This is a genomic window from Echinicola salinicaeni, assembly GCF_014280965.1.
Classification (GTDB): Bacteria; Bacteroidota; Bacteroidia; order Cytophagales; family Cyclobacteriaceae; genus Echinicola; species Echinicola salinicaeni.
Window position 1 is genome coordinate 397590 of sequence record NZ_JACODZ010000002.1, and the last position, 18441, is coordinate 416030.

Consider the following 18441-nt stretch of genomic DNA (forward strand, 5'->3'; position numbering starts at 1 on the left):
TGTGAATTGCTTTCAGACTTGTACCTTGCAATGGTAATCACAGCGGAATTCATTTTCTAAACTATCCATGGAGAGTTGTGAATTGCTTTCAGACTTGTACCTTGCAATGGTAATCACAGCTCTGATGCAATTCATCAAGAGATACCGGCTGTTGTGAATTGCTTTCAGACTTGTACCTTGCAATGGTAATCACAGCTCTCTGTAATCATTCCATTCTTCTCTTGATGTTGTGAATTGCTTTCAGACTTGTACCTTGCAATGGTAATCACAGCATGTGCTCGGTCAACCTTTTGTTGACAAGTGTTGTGAATTGCTTTCAGACTTGTACCTTGCAATGGTAATCACAGCCGCTGTGCTCCTATGGGTTGTCCCCAGAGCGTTGTGAATTGCTTTCAGACTTGTACCTTGCAATGGTAATCACAGCATACCCCATGTCAAGTGGTTGGTATGCTGTTGTTTATGTGTGTTTTTTGAATTAAAAAACGGAAGGTTTTTTTGGAAAAAAGCCAAGATATCTGACAGGTTTTTAAAACCTGTCAGATATCTTTTCTCAAATTCAAAATAATTCCAGTTGTTGGGAAGGTGTTTCTTTTTCGGCGACTTTGGTACCATAGAAAAGTTCCATCATACCGAATTGTTTATCCGTGATACACATAATGCCCACTTTTCCTTTGGGCGGTAGGTTCTTTTTTACCCGTTTGATATGGACATCGGCATTTTCACGACTGGCACAGAAACGCATATAGATGGAAAACTGGAACATAGAAAAGCCATCATCCAGCAGCTTTTTACGAAAGGAACTGGCTATTTTTCGATCCTTTTTGGTTTCGGTAGGGAGATCAAAGAATACTAATACCCACAAACTTCGATATTGGTTAAGTCTTGAATAAAAGCTTTCATCCATATTCGGGATATATGATTTTTCTACTGATGCCCGCAAAGCATTCAAATAATGAATTGGTCGTTCTACTGGCAGCCACCATTAATGGGCTTTTTTGCCCGTCAATCCTAACATCCAATGCAGGGATGGTGAGAAGTTCTCTTTTCAAATGAATGTCCAGTTCATCTATTTGGTCTTTTGTTTCTACCAAATGCCGTACTACCTTATCGACAAATGGACGATAGGGTTCCATGATATCATCAGCCAAACAATAGGCATTGTATTTATTTCGATGCCAGATGCCCAAAGTGGGCAGCATGCCAGAGCTGACCAATGCCCTGGCAATAATTCCCCGCAATATGGCATAGCCATAGTTCAGGAGGTTGTTAGGCGGCAGTCCTTTTTGCTCTCGGTTAAAATCTGGTAGGTCAAAGATATGCTGCCAATAATAAGCAGCAGCCTGAGCCTCGTTGTTTCCGGTATCGCCGGATTGGACCGATTTGGCCAAATGTTTTAATTTTTGAATAGGAATATCCCTTTCTGCCAAGAGTGCTCCTTGATTTTGAATTTTGGCAGTGATGGTCTGAGCCCATAGATTTTTTCTTAATGGTTGACTGGCATTGATCTGATGCCTGATCCGCTCGGTTTGCTCCGAATGCCCATGCAAGGGGAGGAGTAGGCCATCTGGAAGATGTTGCCCATTACAGTTTACCAGGGCTACCTTATTGTTGACCAGTTTTCCCATCAGCCCATTGGTGATGGTGATTTGTGGATTTTCCAGTACGACCATACCAATGTCTTCGATGGGAACCGTTTTATCAGGTTGGTCGTCCGGGAAACTGACAATTAGCTGCTCGTTTTTGGTGCTAAGGTAGGCAGGGTTGCCGAAGAAAAGCGTGCGTTTGATCATAAGATAGATTTCTGAATGTTGCCTAACCTGTCTACTTTTATTTTGATACAATTCTCCTTTATTCTAATAGGAGCATCAATATCAATAGTGATTTCAAGCTTATTTAAACTTCCCATTTCTCCAAATCTACTTTTCGTATCATATTTTTTGATTAAAGATGCTATGCTAGCTTGAATAAAATGGCATTCATTTCCTGTACTGCTCACCATCTTATAAATTCTACTGGCTTGATCTTTATTCAGATTAGAAAAGTCAATCAAACCAGGATTTTCATTTTCTTCTTCGGTAGGTACATAGACCAAGTCATTGGGTGACAAGGTAAAAAGAAGCTTTCCTTTATTTGGGTTGGACTGAATAGGTGTTCTTTGGCTTTTTGGTAAATGCGCCACCTGTTTTTGGTGTTCGATGACTTCATTTAGTGGAACCGTTTCAAACGTTCTTTTTTGTTTTTTTTCATCCCAATAAATGGCAAAAAACAGGTTGGTGCCCTTGGCTGCTTCTACATATTTTTTGGATTTATTATCTGTTTCACCTATTTGGAATTTATTACCTACTTCGTAAAGTTTGACTTTTAATATAGGTTGATGAGGTTTCCCTTCGTTTAGATGGGTGATGTTCTCATTTAAATCCTCTATCCCGGCAGGGCTAAATGCTTCGGGAAAATTTATTTTACCTTTTTCATCGATGTAGTTTTTTAGGTGGTTGGGGATGATGATATTTCTGATGCGGGAATCGACGATTTTATCAATGTGTTTTTGGGTTTTGATTTCTGTCAGGGAGGTACGGACGGAAACAGCTATTTTATCTTTGGGTACATCAATTCCATTTACTATGCCCGATACAGTTTCTTTATGTAGAGATTTTCTTATGGCCCAGTGATCACCCATATTCTGTTTTCTGAGTTTTTTCTCCGGTTTGCCATTTTTGCCAATATTAAGGTTCCCATTTACATCTTTATATGACCAGAATTTATTATTGGCTTTATTTATAACCCGCAGATTTTGCTTAAAACTGATAATGGTTGTTTCCAGTTTGTTTTTGGCTTCCACCGGGAATGAACTCCATGGCATTTGAAATGTTTTGGTATAATGGCCATGTTCGTTTTGGATTAATAGTTTACTTCTTAAATTATGATTCTTTTTTTCAGCATTTAGTGCATTTAAATAGTGAGTGTGATTTCGGGTAGTGCAAGCAGTGACCAGCGCATCCAAGGCATGATGCCTATGGTCTATACGCTTTTTATTGAATCCTTTACTGATTTCATCTGGGACTTGGATTCGATAGGCGTTTATATCCTTATCCCAAAACCCAAAATTTTTAGACTTTGTCAATTCATTCAATCGCTGAAATCGCGGTGTGATCAGCTCATTCCATTTGTCGTTCAATCCCCAATCATTTTTCAATTTGGAGGTGATGGCTCCATTTACTGGGATTAGATTTTTTGAAGTTGCTTCTTTTTCATTGTTTTCCCTGACAATATTGCTCAGTAACCCTTTTACCAGTTTACTTATGTATCTGCTGTCGTTAAGTTGTCGGTTGATAAATCCCTCTGGAATATCCTCACTCAGTAGGTTTTTAAGCTTGGTTTTATTGCGCTTGAAATAGCGGCTTACATGGGCTTCATATTCGTCCAGTTTAAATAATAAATGTCCATCGACGATACTGCCTCCTTTGGCTTTTAAATATTCGTAGGCCGTTTTATTGTCCTTGTCTTCATTTATGGCACTTTCACAGATTACCTTATTCCCGAAAGAATTGTCAAAATACCGGGACTGAGGGATGATATGTTCTATTTGGTATGCTGTTGTGAAGAGTTTGGAAAGTTGGATTGGCTTTCCAGTATAGGGGGAGATGTAGCCTTGTTCCAACCATAATTTATAGCGGAGAATGTCTGATTTTGAAGGATTGTTGTTTCTTCTGATTTTTTTGATTTCATCCTCACTTACGGTGTCATATGTTGTGTTTGGGTTTTGATAAATACCTTCTTCATATAGCTTTAGAATTTCTTGCTGTCCAGGGGAATAAGACCGCACATCTCCTTCAATCATGGGGTCATTCGTGAGTTCTTTTAGAATTTCTTTTATGCGATGGTTGGTGTTCTCATTTTCATTGATTTTATCAGACAGTTGTTTTCGTTTCTCAGCTGAATTTTTCATTTCCCTGCCCAATTCCAAATGGATTTCATCAAATTGAAAGTGGGGGTCCTCAGATCTTTGTTTTTTCCAGATATCGCGCACGACTCTCAAGGTTTCGCAGACTACTTGCTCGACTATTGGATTTCTTAGAGAATGTTGCTTGAATCCTTTTAGGTATAGATCAATGTCTTCAGCTGCTCTCCAGTATTGAATGTCTCCGACTTCGGAATGGCGGCCATACACGGCATAGCATGCTTGATAGGTGTTTAAGCCGGTATATGGTTGGTTTGATAAGGGGACGAAGCTTTTGACGACCTGTTTGGGGATGTCATCATCACTTACTTTTTCCAGTTTCTCCGCTAGCTCTTTTTTTGAGTAGCCCTCTTTCAGCTTCAATGAATTGACTCGTTCCAAAATCTCATCTATTCGTTCTTTTGAAGTGTCAAGAATGGCGTTTTCATCCCAATACTTTCCACGTCGCATGAGGGGAAGGAGTTTGTTTATCGCTTTTTTGGAGTAGCTGCCGTAATCACTGTCAAAAGGAGGAAACTTAATGAAGGCTTCCACGAATGGGTCTACATCGATCCCGTGTTTTTGGGCAAATTTTCCCAATGCACTTTGGTATTCCTTTTTGTCTGTTACGGAATATATAATATGCCAGAGCTGTTCTTCTCTACTGAGGATTTGGCCGCTGTTATTTTTGCCTAAACAAGTTTTTTCTGTGAGAAAATCGGTGGGCTCTATCCCCTTTATCTTCTTTAAGCGCGATATAAATTGGGAGCGGGTATCATAGGCCGGGTATTTCTTGTCTTCTACGTAATTCCAGCGGTAGTTGTCTTTAGCGTTGTTTGAGAGTAGTCCTTTATCAATAAAATATTTGATGATATGCTTTTGTTCGACTTCCCTTTTGCTGGTCATGAAGTCAAATAGGTTTGACCAATCCTCTTCAGTCTTCAAGAGTTCGGAAGTGATATCCACGTCGATTTCGATTTTGTCTCCAGTAGTTCTGTTTTTTTGATGGATTCGTATGTTATGGAGCCATTGCCAAAGCCTGAATTCTTGGAATAGGGGATGGGATTTGGGGATGGCTTTGACCCCTTGATGGACGATTTCGGTTTCTCCTGTTTCGATATCTTTTTTCTTGAACACCCTGAATTCATAGGGACAAGCCGAAATATCAGACTTTTTGCTTTTTAGCGGTCGCTGGTAGAAGATGATGTCTTCTGAAAATAAATGGATAAAATCTTGATCCTTGAGCTGTGATTGATGGGCCTCGTTTCTAGGGTAAAGCTCCTCAATACAGGCTTGGTAAAGTTCCCGAGAGAATAGGTCGGGTTGTAAGGAGACTTGTTTTGAAATGATTTTTTTGAACTCCTCTTTGTAGAATTTTCGTTCGATGGTTTTTACCAGCTCTCCCCTGATTTTTTGGTTGGGACGATCAAGCAATGTTTCATATATGAACTCCCCAACTGTCTTTTGGGAATTTTCAATGTCTCTTTCGGTCTTAGCCTTAATTGCAGCCCAATCTTTTTCGGAATCAACTGCTTTATAGGAATATTTAGTCTCACCACTATTCAACGTTGAAATGGTTACGATAAACTCTTTCGTGCGTCCGATCCAGTCCTCCGTTTTTGTGATTTGGCGGTCGTATTTCCATCCATTTTCAAAGAGGACATCATAGAGTGATTTGCCTTTTACTTTTTCGCCAGTGTCGATTACTTCTTTTACTTTTAACTGGACGAATTGTTTATTCTTATCTTCATCCAAATCTTCCCCTCGAAGTTGATAATACCCTCTTTTTTGGTTAAAGTTTAAAATAACCCAAGCTAATTCTTCTTTGGAAATGGCCTTTGAAAGTGCCTTTTTCCTTAAATAATAAATTGTCCAGTCGTAAGGGATTTGAGGTGTTTTTCCCTTGTGGTTTGCCTGAAATATGTGGGGCTGTGTGGCCTTAAACTCATGAAGCATTTCGTCAAATGAATCTTTAAAAATAAATTCATATTTCCCATCAGCATTTTTTATATAATTTAGTTTTACTTCAGTTTCTGGTTTGAATTGTCCCAATTTCCTATCGAAGTCGATGGCATCAGCATAATGCTGTGGTAGGAAACCTAAAAGGTTTAAAACACGGTGGAGTCGTTCCCTACGTAATTTGTCTCGTTGGTAAAGTCTCCTAATGCCTCTGTAGTCAGTTCTTTCAGCCGTTTGAGAAATAGATTGTCCCGCTTCAAATTTCCCAAGAATATCTTGGCCCATTGGAATAATGCGACTGCCAATATCTTGAATCCGACCATCTTTGTTTTCAAAGTCGTGTTGGATCAATGCCCAGCCAATACTATTTGTTCCTAAATCCAGTCCTAATATCCTTTTCATATTATCTTACTTTTATATCATAAAAATTATTGCTTCTATAAATATCATCTACCTTATCTGCTGGTAGTTCATTGAGTTTTTCTGATGTGGCGGCATTGGAATTGATGATTATTTCTGTCCAAATCCCAATGCTGACTTCATAGATAGAGCCTTTTGAAGTGATCATTCCTTCTAGTTTTCCACCGGCATCCATCAGGTTGGCCAAAACAATATTTTCATAAGCGGGTAGATAGCCCAAGAAATATTTCTCCCATTCCACGCTAATGGCAAAGCGATCGTATTTATGATCTGCAAATCTCTTTAGGTCTACTTTATCTCCTGGCTTTATCAGTTTCATGCATTTACCCAAATCATAATATTGTACCCCTTTGATATAGTTGTCATAAATTTTTATTGACTGGGAAAGTAGTTGGGGACTTAAGTTGGATGGAGCAGCTAATGGAGGGAGAATTAGGTTGGCGCTCCCTAAACCGACGACTTTTAAAAATTCTTTTCTGTCTATTTTCATATAATGCTTTGGTTTTTTGGGAAGATCATGTATCTTTCTTGCCTGAAAGCAATTCACAATAAGGATTATTCCGTTGTGAAAACATTTAGTGCCTCGACTATCTTCGGGGCTTTTTTATTTTCTGTTTTTTTTTGAAAATCCCTAACATAGAATTTGGATCTAAGAAAATTCTATGGTAACCGTACTTTTTGAAATATGAGCTTGACTGTTTATTGCTTAGATCAATGCGATAAACTTTATTCATTAGGAAATGCCTTATCCTAAAAATGAAATTAAAGTATTTGTGGTCGTTCAATTTTATCAGTGGTACAAAGTTGTTTCGCTTGAAATAGCAAAAAATCATAACCAAAATAGGAAGTCTATTAGTTAAAAGGAATGGCATTTTAGGTATTAGTGTGTGGAATGAGGAAAATAGTTTTACATTTTAATCACAACTAAAATAGTAATTAAAAAGCTGACAAGAAATACCTTAATTATGGTATTTTTTGATATTAATATCGTTTTTTAGGAAATGAATTAATCAAATAAGGTAATAAGTTATAAATGGTTCTCTGTGAAAAGAGCTAAAAAATGACTGAAGGGTGTGCTAACCGAATAGCTGGGATAGGAGTAATTAGAGACGGCTATTTTTATTAAGATTGATCAATTCTGTATAAAGTACAAATCACGAGCTTTATCTTTTTTCATATACAGTCCTTAATGATTCCAAAATAAATCATCCCGTTGATAGCTTTTCAAGCAGTCCTTATTTGAACTTGTAAAATTGTAATTAAACGTCCAACAGTTTCCTGTCTCATTGATGGTTCTACCTAGGTGGTTCGGTCTATTATGCCTGTTTCTGTTTATACTGACTTTGGTCTGTCTTAACCTTAGTTAGGGGTAAAACAAAATATTCTTCGGATCACTCAGGGATCACCTTAGGATCTCCTTCGGATTACCCTCGGAACATACCGTGTAAAATCCGAAGATAATTTGGGTGGAAATCATGTTTGATCCAAGAGAAAGTAAATAGGGCAATGGATATATCCAGGAGTAATTGTACAAAGGTTGGAGGGAGGTCGTAGATTGTAGGTATAAAAATCACGCGTTTCCCATGCTTCACTAGACAGTAAAAAGTACTGCCCAGTGGAGTGTTAAAAGTGAATATAAATTATCAGAAAATATTGATCTTGAAAATGGGTGTTTTCTTAAAGCAAAAAGCTAGATGTATTTATATTTTTCTGAGAAACTCAAATGATGTTATCACCTTATTTTTTGGAATGCTTTAGTCCTAAAATTTTATGAAATGCCATAAAGCTTTAAGTTAACTTGCCCTATTATGATTTTGTTTGTGGGTTTTTATGTATTCGGAGGGGGTATAACCGGTAATGGCTTTAAATTGACGATTGAAATAGGAAATATTATAATACCCACTATCAAATGCCACTTCTTTTACACTATATCCTTCTTCTATGAGTTGTTTGCAGGCATGGCCAATACGGATTTCATTAAGGAACTGGGAAAAGGTTTTTCTTGTATGCTGCTTGAAAAAACGGCAAAAGGCGTTGATACTTAGGTTAGCTACATCTGCAGCTTCTGAGAGGGATATGTCCTTAGCAAAATTTTCCATAATGAAATTGATGACAATATTCACCTTCTTGGTGTCTGTGGGCTTGGGTTCATGATCAAAATCTATATGGCTTAAGGCAAGCAGTTCATTGCTTTTAGATAATTTTTGTAGTTGTTTGAGGAGATAAATCAATCTATCGATCCCTTTTTTGCTCGCCAATTTATTGGCAGATTTAAAAAGTTTATTTCTAGCATTCCCATGGACCATCAAGCCCCTTTTACTGTAATATAATAATTGTTTGATGGCATGAAATTCAGGTATTTCCAAAAAACCTTCACTTAGGCTTTCTAAGGAAAAAATGATTGAAATATTTTTAGACCTTAAACTGGTGTTTTCTTCATAATAGATTTTGTCACTTCTGAAGAAATGGGGGAGATTGGAACCCAAGATAAAAATATCACCCGCTTTGAAATTACCGATGGCATCACCAACGAAATAGGTGCCCTCTCCTTCCAAAATAACCATGATCTGTGTTTCAGAATGGTAATGAAGATTATCATAAAAATAAGGGTAATCTTCTTGCAGAATTCTGACAGATTCTTCCTCTGTTTTGGCGATTTTGAATAATAGGGGTTTCATTATGTTTGTGTAGTCGAATACTTGAGTAAGTTTACGATATGACAAGGAAAATGAAAAATTATTTGTTTGATATTATATTTGAGGAAGTACTATTTTATTCGATGCGTTTAATGTGAGATATGGCCTTGGTTTTGGCTTGATGTATTTTGTTTTTAGGAGGAAAAAGCTGGATAAGCTGACCTATATTAAAGAGATGAATAATTGATCCTACAAAAGAAAATTTGATTTATGTCCACGAAAAGATTTTACAGTTCCCGGTTTTATTTAGTGAGGGTATTTGTTTTAGCAGTTTTTGTAAGCCATTTTTTTGCTTGTTCAAAAAGTTATGAAGAAGGAAAAACAGTGATTGGCAATAAAGCCATGGTGGTAACTGCTCATCCCGAAGCAAGCAGGGTTGGAATAGAGGTTTTGGAGAATGGGGGGAATGCTATTGATGCCATGGTAGCTGTTCATTTTGCATTAGCTGTGGTATATCCTGCTGCAGGAAATATTGGAGGCGGGGGATTTATGATTTACCGGCCTGTGGATGGCGAAGTGTCCAGTTTAGATTTTAGGGAGAAGGCACCTCTTGCAGCTTTTGAGGAAATGTATCAAGACGAAAATGGGGAAATTATAGATGGATTGAGCTTGGCCGGTCCAATGGCTTCAGGTGTTCCTGGTTCCGTGGATGGGATGATCCAGGCCCATAAAAAGTATGGCTCTGTTCCCTTAAAGGAGCTGATAGCACCCGCTTATAAACTGGCCAAGAAAGGCTTTTACATAACAGAGAAGCAAGCTAAAAATTATAATCGATATAAATCGGTTTTCATCGAGCAGAATCAGGACAGTACTAATATTCCTTTGGTAAGGTTTGACAGAAAATGGCAGGAGGGAGATTTACTGGTTCAGCAAGACCTGGCAAGCACATTGAAAAGGATTCAGGATAATGGTCGGGATGGGTTTTATAAAGGAGAAACGGCCCAACTTTTAGTGGCAGAAATGAAAGCAGGAAATGGAATCATAGAATTGGAGGATATGGCCAAGTATGAAGCCAAATGGAGAACGCCCATAACAGGTGAATACCGGGGGTTAAAGGTGTACAGTATGGGACCTCCCAGTAGTGGGGGAATAGCGCTAATGCAACTATTAAAAATGTCAGCTCACTTTCCCTTGGGTGATTTGGGCTTTCATCAAGCTAAGACCATTCATTTGATGACAGAAATGGAAAGAAGGGTTTATGCAGACAGAGCAAAACATTTAGGGGATTCAGATTTTTGGGATGTGCCTAAGGATGATTTGTTGGATGATGGATATTTAAAAAGTAGGGTCGATGAAATCCATTTAACTAATGCTACGGATAGTGAGCAAGTATTGGCTATGAATTTTGATCATCAGGAAAGTGAAGAGACTACGCATTACTCTATCGTAGATGCCAATGGGAATGCGGTTTCAGTAACCACCACGATCAATTCTGGATATGGGTCGAAGGTATTTGTTACAGGTGCTGGATTTTTAATGAATAATGAAATGGATGATTTCAGCAGTAAACCTGGAGTTCCCAATGTTTATGGCCTTTTAGGGGGGAAGGCAAACGCGATTCAGCCAGAAAAACGTATGCTAAGTGCTATGACGCCAACTATACTAGAAAAAGACGGAGAGTTGTTTATGGTAGTAGGGACTCCTGGTGGAAGCACGATTATTACCTCAGTGTACCAGACTATATTAAATGTCGTAGATCATGGAATGGACATGAGGGAAGCTGTTTCCTCAGCAAGGGTCCATCATCAATGGAAACCTAATTTTATTTTCCCTGAAAAGGGAGGGCTTGAGGAAACTACTAAATCTGCTTTGGAAGAAATGGGACATACTATTAAAGAAAGAGGTAGTATTGGTAGGGTGGATGCCATACTCGTAAACGAAAAAGGACTTCTTGAGGGTGCTGGAGATCCACGCGGTGATGATTGGGCTGCAGGTTTTTAGGGTTAATTTAAAAATATCATGTTAGATTTGTTGAGCACTGAATAAAATCTATAAAATAAGTAGGTTGATTAATTTTGGCTTTATGAAATTATTGTAATACCTTTCCTATCTAAATTTGAAATAAATTTAGATCATAAGTGTTGTATATCAAGTGATTATAGGGTTTTGATACTTGCGTTTGTCTCACCAGCAAACAATTTGGTATTAAAATTGTTCACTTAATAACTTTTATAAAATCTGTTGCCACACACACCAGAAAAACTATGTCTAAAGTCGTAATTCTAGAGAAAGATTTTGATCTAGCTGACAATATTAAAGAAATCCTTAGTTATAAGGACTATGAGGTTTGCAGTATTGGTTCGGGGATCAATTCAAAAGCATTGATTAATCAATTTTCACCTTCCTTTGTGATTTTGGGAACAAGATTGAATGGGGGAAAGGATGGCATCGAAACTGCCAGGGATATCAGAAAAGATCATTCTTGTCCTTTGTTGTTTTTAAGTACAAATGAAACCAGTGAATCTATAAAAAAGCTGATAAAAAGGATTCCAAATAGTTTTATTTTACAAAAACCTTTTTCTTTCAAATCGCTACACCTGGCAGTTGACCGGGTAATGAGTCCTAATCTATAGGAGTTTCTAAGGTAAATTATTGATATTATAAGAATCCATACTTAATTTAAAAAGTATGGATTTTTGTTTTTTTAGCCATACTTTTCATTGACCTGTAGAATAATGTTTTGTCTATTGACAAATGTCATTTTCATGCCATCAAAAATCACTTAATTTTATAAACAATCTTTAAGGTCAGGATTCCATTTTTGGTGATTGATTTATACAAGGTTCCAATATAAATTTTAATCTCATCCTATGAAAGTAAGTGTGTTCAGTGCCCATAAATTTGAACAAAGCTATCTAGAAGAAGCTGTTCACAATCATCAACTTCGTTTGATAGAAACTCGCCTAACTACCAATACAGCAGGACTTGCAGAAGGCTGCGATGCTGTATCGGTTTTTGTAAGTGATGATGCCTCGGCACCGGTATTGGAAAAGTTAAGTCGTTTAGGCGTGAAGTATTTGGCATTGAGATCTGCAGGGTTTAATCATGTGGATTTACAAAAAGCCGAAGAATTAGGTATAAAGGTGGCTAGGGTGCCAGAATACTCCCCTGCGGCTATTGCAGAACATACTGTTGCCTTGATGTTGGCTTTGAATCGAAAATTACCCAGGGCTCATCATCGTATTAGGGATCTTAATTTTTCTTTGGATGGTTTAGTAGGGTTTGATATGGAAGGAAAGACAGTTGGGATAGTAGGGACGGGGAAAATAGGAAGTAAAGTAGCCGCTATTTTACATGGATTTGGCTGTCATATTTTAGCGTATGACCCCTATGTGAATGAGTCACTGGTAAAGAAATATGGCGTCAAATATATTGATTTCGAGGAGCTTTGTCAATCGTCCCATATCATCAGCTTTCATTTACCACTTAGTCCAGCCTCGCGATATATGGTCAATAAGGAAAGTATTAAGAAAATGAAAAAAGGAGTGATGCTCGTGAATACCAGTCGGGGGGCATTAGTAAATACTGTGGATGTAATAGAGGGGTTGAAGAATGGACAAATAGGGGCAATGGGAATGGATGTGTATGAAGAGGAGGAGGATTTGTTTTTTGAAGATCATTCTGAAGATATCCTGCAAGATGATGTAATTGCTCGTTTGTTGACTTTTCAAAATGTGTTGATTACTAGTCACCAGGCTTTTCTCACCAAAGAAGCCTTGGAGAAAATAGCTGAAGTAACTGCGTTTAATTTGGATTGTTGGGATAAGAATAAACCATGTCCTAATGAGCTAAATGTTTAGAGGGCAGGTTTATATAAAGAAATAGGGATATTTTTCATAAAAATATTGCCAATAGCAGTGTATTTGGTTAAATTAAGATAAAGCAAAGCAGGAATGGGCAAACGTCCAACCTGCCTGGTGCAAAGAATGATTATATTCTTTGATGTTAAGGGTATAAGCTGATTTTAATGGCTTGTGCAAATTAATATATAATGCTGTTGGTTGTATTGACAGCGGAAGTTATTTAAAGGAGCAAAAGCTTTGGTTATGGCAGGGCTAGTAGGAACGCGGACAGGAATAGGGTTTAATATTAACCTTAATGGGGATGTTTTAACGAGTTATTATGCGCTAGGGGAACATTGGCGTTCAGATATGGCTTTCTATAAAGATGAAGTCAGGTTCCTAAGAGGGCTATTGGGGAAGTATTTCTACCGTTTTATTGAGGATATTGATATTAACCATGTGCGCCGAATTGAGAATAGGCTTATGATTTTGGATAGAAGAAGGGAGGAAATTGATTTTAAGATAGGCCGTCAAATGAAAGCAATTAGTGAGCAATTAAAGAAAAATAATAATTCAGCTAGCGAAACTATTGTTTCCAATCATGAAGAATTAGAATATTTATTATCCATCCTTGCTAAGGATTTTAGAAAATTAAAAAGGATTATTTTTCAATTGGTAGAGGAGGGATTAGACCGATTTCAAGTAGAGGGAAACGAAGAATAATCATTTAAAACTGGATATTTAGGTAGTTTAGCATGGTTGTTGCGAAGTTAATGAGTGTCAAGATATTTGATTTTTATATTAAGCAGATGTTTTGATGAAATAAATGTTTAATCAAATTGTTAACCACTAAAATTTGTAAAATTATGGGTGAAGGAAAAGTATTGTTAGGCGTAGCAGCAGGATTGCTTGCAGGTGTAGCTTTGGGAGTAATGTATGCTCCAGATGAAGGTGGAAAAACTAGAAAAAAAGTTCAAAAGCAAGGTGAAGACTTAGCCCATTCCTTAAATGGTAAAATGGACAAGAAGTTTGATGAATTGAAAGGTTCTATCAATGAGCTTTCACAGAAAATCAAGATGAAAAAAGAAACCATCGTTAATAATGAATCCTAATAATGATTGAGGATTCTTAGTATTTTAGGCTTCCCCATTGACCTGGGGAGGCCTTTTATGTTTAACCGGAAATATGCTTAGCCTATCTACGCCGCGGCGCACAAGTATTACGATTCCCAATGGATAATCCGGGTTTAAAAATTACTGGTTTATATTTAGCTTTTCTCAGAAACAAATTAAGAATTATGATTATCCGTTTTAACACCAGTAAACTTATTTCTCACAGCCTGTCCAGATTTATCGGGAGATTCCACGGATCTAGACAGATATAATTTAGTGTTTCTGAAAGATATGTGTTCTATTTTTAGCAAATGTTCTGAATGGTAAAACTTACTGGTACAATTGCGGATATACATATTAAGAATTATTCTTTTATTTCAATCCCTAATACATGATCCATTTGCCTTTGGTAATAACTGTTGTTTTTTGATATAAAATTTTTGAAGGATATTTTCGAAAACTTGTTTTTCATTTGTGATTGATTGGTTTTAATAATTATTCGTATTTTTAAAGCTTAATTCATAAGTAAATTATTTTGAAATATTACAGAATGAGTAGAGTGAAATTTATTTTAGCTTCAGTAATTGGGGGGCTATTTGTTTTAGGTTCGAGTTCAGAATTAAGTGCCCAAGAGAAGCCTAATATAGTATTTGTATTGGTTGATGATTTGGGTTATCATGATTTAGGAGTTACAGGAAGTACTTTTTATGAAAGTCCGAATATAGATGAGTTGGCCAGGTCATCTTTTCAATTTGTACAAGGATATACAGCAGCGAGGGTTTGCAGTCCAGCAAGAGCCAGTATCATGACAGGAGTGAGCCCTGATGTTCATAAAATCACGGATTGGATAGGTGCACCGGAAGGAGAAAAATGGAGGAATTATGGTAGGGAGACCAAGCTATTGCCTCCGCATTATGAACACCAATTGAACAGTGATTTTATTACACTCCCAGAGGCTTTGAAGGATGAAGGATATGCGACTTTTTATGCAGGTAAGTGGCATTTAGGAGATGAAGGATCTTATCCTGAAGATCATGGGTTTGATATTAATAAAGGTGGATGGGATAAGGGTAGTCCTATGGGTGGTTATTTTGCACCCTATGTAAATCCTAAATTGGAGCAGGGCCCTGATGGTGAAAACCTAAGTATTAGACTAGCCAATGAAACTGCCCAGTATATCAAAGGGAATCACGAAAAGCCTTTCTTTGCCATGTTGGCATTTTATGCTGTTCATGGTCCTATACAAACTACAGAAGAGAAATGGGGCAAGTACAGAGAGAAAGCTATAGAGAATGGAGTGGCTGAGAGCGCTTATTCTATGGAAAGAAGACTGCCTATCAGAGAGGTACAGGATAACCCGGTTTATGCAGGCTTGGTAGAGACGATGGATGAAGCTGTGGGTATTGTGATGGATGCCTTAAAAGAAACAGGTTTGGATAAAAACACAATCATAGTATTTACTTCGGATCATGGTGGAGTAGCTTCAGGAGATAATTTTTCAACTTCCAATTTACCGCTAAGAGGAGGCAAAGGATATCAGTGGGAAGGAGGACTTCGAGTGCCTTACTTTATCAAAGTTCCCGGAATGAATCCATCTATGTTGATTGATTATCCGGCCAGTGGAATAGATTTTTATCCGACGATACTGGACTTGGTAGGAGCTAAAGACAAAGATGAAAGAGTAGAGGGGATAAGTTTGCTGCCTGTAATGAAAGGGAAATCCATGAAAAAAAGAAGCCTTTTTTGGCATTATCCACATTATGGGAACCAGGGAGGCGATCCAAGTTCGATCATAAGAGAGGGCAAATGGAAATTAATTCATTATTGGGAGAATAATCAAGCCGAGCTCTATAATTTGGAAAAGGATCCTTTTGAACATAAAGATTTGGCTTCGCTTGAGCCTAAGATGACAAAGAAATTGCAGCAGAAGCTTTTAAAAAGGCTGGACAGAACTTCAGCCAATATGCCGAAAAAAGATCCTATGTATGATGCTGATAAAGAGCAGGAAGTGTTAAATAGGGCAAAAGAGGTCAGACTCCCCCAATTGGAAAAGCAAAGGATGAATATGTTCAAGGAAGACTGGCAACCTAATCCAGATTGGTGGGGTTCAAAAGTCACCAAGGACTAAGTCTTCATTGCATCAATTAATAATTAACCCAAAACCGACCTTTTAATATATGTTTAAGCTAAAGCATTTGATTTTTGCTTTACTCCCTTTATTCTTTGCCTGTAAAAATGAGGTTCAAGAACGCCTGGTAAATTATGTAAATCCTTTTGTCGATACGCATAAGAGTCGTTGGTTTTATTTCTCATCAGCGAGCAGGCCTTTTGGAATGGTCAACTTAAGTCCTGATACTTGGACAGCAGGAAGTTGGAATAGTGGCTATTTGTATGATAGCACCGAGGTGAGGTGTTTCAGCCATATCCATGCTTGGCAAATGGCTGGGGTTCCAGTAATGCCTACATCTGGTGATTTTGAAGGTCATAAAGGGATGGAGGCTACCAAATCATCTTTTGACCATGACTCAGAAATTGCAAAGCCAGGCTACCATCAAATCAACCTAGATCGATATGGTATTAAGGCTGAACTGACCTCTACAACACGTGTAGGCTTTCACCAATATACCTTTCCATCGGATCAGGATGCATATATTAGTTTTCATACTGGTGAATTTTTGGCTCATGGTAAAGTGGATTCTTCTATGGTAAGGAAGATAGGTGAGCGTAAAATAGAAGGATTTTCTTTGATGGGTGGAACCAGGAGAAGACCCAAATCCACTTATGTATATTTTGCTGCAGAACTGGACCATGCTATAGAAGCCTTTGGTGGCTGGGAAGATGGAAGGCTGCTGGAGCCCAATAAAACCGTAAAAGGAAAGAATAATGGCGCCTACTTAAAGGTCAGTTTGGATGGGCAGCCCGTAAAAATGAAGGTAGCTATTTCGTATACCAGCTTGGAAAATGCATGGAAGAATATGACGGAGGAATTGCCGCATTGGGATTTTGACCAAGTTGTGATTGATTCAGAAAAGGAATGGGAGGAAAAGCTTTCCCGAATTAAGGTCGAAGGAGGAAAAAAGGAAGAAAAGGTTAAGTTTTACACTGATCTTTGGCATGCATTATTGGGAAGAAGGATAGTGAGTGATGTTAATGGGGACTACTGTGATATGACCGGAGAGAAGCCTATGATCAGAAAAGTACCCTTGGATGAGCAAGGGAAGCCTGTTTTTCCGCAATATAACTTTGATGCATTATGGGGCAGTCAGTGGACGTTAAATGTTTTATGGTCCATGGCCTATCCAGAAATCATGGATGGATTTTGTGCCAGTATGGTGAATATGTATAATGATGGAGGATTAATCCCAAGAGGTCCATCCGGAGGGAATTATACTTATGTGATGATAGGCGATCCAGCTACTTCATTTTTTGCTACTGCCTATAACAAAGGGATCCGCGGATATGATATTGACAAGGCCTATGAAGGATTGATGAAAAATGCCTTTGTGGCCGGAATCAGGGACCGTGCAGGATATGAACATGATTTGAATCCTACAGGTGGAGGAATGAAATATTATGAAAGCAGAGGATATGTACCAGAGGGAGTCGAAGGAAATGGAGGTCACAAAGACGGTGCATCCATGACTTTGGAATATGCTTATCAAGATTGGTGTTTGGCTCAGTTGTCCAAGGCGCTGGGCAAGGAGGAGGATTATAAAATGCTTATGCAAAGGTCCCGAAATTATAGGAATCTTTGGAATCCAGAATCCATGGCCATCCATCCTAAAGATATGGAAGGTAATTGGATCCCTGATTTTACCTTGATAGGGGAGGGTTTCAATACCCTAGGCTTTTGTGAAAGTAATTCAGCGATATATTCCCATTTTGTTCCACATGATATGGAGGGCCTGATTAGCTTATTTGGTGGAAATGAAGCATATGCAAATTTGCTTAATGGATATTTTGAAAAGGCAAAGAGTAACAAGTTTATTACTGATCATGGAAAGCATGCTGAAAGTTGGGTGGATTATGAAAACCAACCTTCCTGCCAAATGGCCCATTTGTTTAATTATGCTGGTAAGCCTTGGTTAAGCCAATACTGGGTAAGAGAAGTTAAAACAACCACTTTTGGTAATACCAGTCCGTATGGTGGCTATAATGGGGATGAGGATCAAGGTCAAATGGGTGCTTTGGGTGTATTGATGGCTATGGGCTTATTTCAGGTAGATGGAGGAACTTCTATACGGTCAGCATATGAAATTACCAGTCCAATTTTCAATAAGGTTACCATTGATTTAAATAATGATTATTATCCTGGAGATAAGTTTGTAATTATCGCTAAAGCAAATGATCTTATTGAAGATGTTTATATCCAGTCTGCAAGACTTAATGGCGAAGCATGGGACAGTTATCGTTTTCCGCATGAAGTATTTGCAAAAGGCGGTAAGCTTGAAATTAATTTAGGTGCGAAACCCAATAAACAATGGGGGGTAAAATGAGATTGGTAAGAAGCCATCAATCAAATTATAAAAAGCAAA

General features: G+C 37.9%; 12 protein-coding genes and 1 CRISPR repeat array (1 of these 13 cut by a window edge). Of the genes, 7 read left to right on the top strand and 5 right to left on the bottom strand.

Going from position 1 to position 18441, the window contains the following annotated elements; genetic code table 11:
- A CRISPR array of direct repeats spans positions 1–424; the repeat unit is 46 nt; unit sequence GTTGTGAATTGCTTTCAGACTTGTACCTTGCAATGGTAATCACAGC; it begins 836 nt to the left of the window's first position.
- Between the two features lie 132 nt (positions 425–556).
- The 5 genes from cas2 to H7U17_RS04950 all read right to left on the bottom strand — a co-directional run bounded on the left by cas2 (position 557) and on the right by H7U17_RS04950 (position 8994).
- Complete coding sequence (cas2, locus tag H7U17_RS04930; RefSeq protein ID WP_186755497.1) at positions 557–904, bottom strand: CRISPR-associated endonuclease Cas2; 348 nt, start codon at positions 902–904, stop codon at positions 557–559.
- A complete protein-coding gene (cas1, locus tag H7U17_RS04935; protein ID WP_186755504.1) occupies positions 897–1790 on the bottom strand; it encodes a type II CRISPR-associated endonuclease Cas1 in 894 nt (297 codons plus the stop codon). The genes cas2 and cas1 overlap by 8 nt, the downstream gene beginning before the upstream one ends.
- Positions 1787–6298: a type II CRISPR RNA-guided endonuclease Cas9 gene (gene cas9 / locus H7U17_RS04940; protein WP_186755506.1), complete on the bottom strand. Its 4512-nt coding sequence runs from the start codon at positions 6296–6298 to the stop codon at positions 1787–1789. The genes cas1 and cas9 overlap by 4 nt, the downstream gene beginning before the upstream one ends.
- A 1-nt stretch (position 6299) precedes the next feature.
- Positions 6300–6806 carry an HIRAN domain-containing protein gene (locus H7U17_RS04945; protein ID WP_186755508.1) on the bottom strand — a complete coding sequence of 169 codons (507 nt, stop codon included), beginning with the start codon at positions 6804–6806 and terminating at the stop codon, positions 6300–6302.
- A 1303-nt stretch (positions 6807–8109) separates the two neighbouring features.
- Entirely contained in the window at positions 8110–8994 is an 885-nt protein-coding gene (locus H7U17_RS04950) for an AraC family transcriptional regulator (protein WP_186755510.1), read from the bottom strand.
- A 228-nt stretch (positions 8995–9222) separates the two neighbouring features.
- On the opposite strand from H7U17_RS04950, the gene ggt reads away from it, so the two are divergent.
- The 7 genes from ggt to H7U17_RS04985 all read left to right on the top strand — a co-directional run bounded on the left by ggt (position 9223) and on the right by H7U17_RS04985 (position 18402).
- Positions 9223–10953 carry a gamma-glutamyltransferase gene (gene ggt / locus H7U17_RS04955; protein ID WP_230981274.1) on the top strand — a complete coding sequence of 577 codons (1731 nt, stop codon included), beginning with the start codon at positions 9223–9225 and terminating at the stop codon, positions 10951–10953.
- Positions 10954–11216: 263 nt separating this feature from the next.
- Positions 11217–11585 (top strand): response regulator, encoded by a 369-nt coding sequence (locus tag H7U17_RS04960; protein WP_186755513.1) that lies wholly within the window; start codon positions 11217–11219, stop codon positions 11583–11585.
- Positions 11586–11822: 237 nt separating this feature from the next.
- Positions 11823–12812 carry a 2-hydroxyacid dehydrogenase gene (locus H7U17_RS04965; protein ID WP_186755515.1) on the top strand — a complete coding sequence of 330 codons (990 nt, stop codon included), beginning with the start codon at positions 11823–11825 and terminating at the stop codon, positions 12810–12812.
- Between the two features lie 246 nt (positions 12813–13058).
- Positions 13059–13517, top strand: a complete 459-nt coding sequence (locus tag H7U17_RS04970) for a hypothetical protein (protein ID WP_186755517.1) — start codon at positions 13059–13061, stop codon at positions 13515–13517.
- Between the two features lie 143 nt (positions 13518–13660).
- Positions 13661–13906, top strand: a complete 246-nt coding sequence (locus tag H7U17_RS04975; RefSeq protein WP_186755519.1) for a YtxH domain-containing protein — start codon at positions 13661–13663, stop codon at positions 13904–13906.
- Between the two features lie 550 nt (positions 13907–14456).
- Positions 14457–16034, top strand: a complete 1578-nt coding sequence (locus H7U17_RS04980; RefSeq protein ID WP_222439139.1) for a sulfatase-like hydrolase/transferase — start codon at positions 14457–14459, stop codon at positions 16032–16034.
- A 49-nt stretch (positions 16035–16083) separates the two neighbouring features.
- Positions 16084–18402: a GH92 family glycosyl hydrolase gene (locus H7U17_RS04985; RefSeq protein WP_186755521.1), complete on the top strand. Its 2319-nt coding sequence runs from the start codon at positions 16084–16086 to the stop codon at positions 18400–18402.
- Positions 18403–18441 lie beyond the last annotated feature (39 nt).